Source organism: Streptomyces sp. NRRL F-5650, assembly GCF_000721365.1.
Lineage (GTDB): Bacteria > Actinomycetota > Actinomycetes > Streptomycetales > Streptomycetaceae > Streptomyces > Streptomyces ardesiacus.
This window is the reverse complement of record NZ_JOGV01000177.1, coordinates 1-312: the sequence shown is the minus strand read 5'-3', so window position 1 is coordinate 312 and position 312 is coordinate 1. Positions and strand designations below refer to the sequence as shown.

At 73.4% G+C, this 312-nt stretch carries 1 protein-coding gene; it reads left to right on the top strand.

The window, feature by feature from the left end; genetic code table 11:
- Positions 1–78: 78 nt before the first annotated feature.
- On the top strand, positions 79–312 hold a 234-nt coding region (locus IG88_RS39970; RefSeq protein WP_324609032.1), incomplete at its 3' end, for an acyltransferase domain-containing protein.

Sequence of the window (312 nt, the reverse complement as noted above, 5' to 3'; positions counted from 1 at the left end):
CGGCTGGCCGGTCATCTGGAGGCGGGGGCCGGGTGGAGGCCGGTGGATGTGGGTGTGTCGCTGGTGGGGACGCGGTCGGTGTTCGAGCAGCGTGCGGTGGTGCTGGGCGGGGACCGGGAGGAGTTGCTGGCGGCGGTGCGGGCGGTGGCCGGGGGTGTGCACGTGCCGGGGGTGGTGTCCGGGCGGGCCGGTGACGGCGGTGTGGTGTTCGTGTTCCCGGGTCAGGGGTCGCAGTGGGTGGGGATGGGGCGTGAGCTCTGGGATGTGTCGCCGGTGTTCGGTGAGTCGATGGTGGCGTGTGAGCGGGCGTTG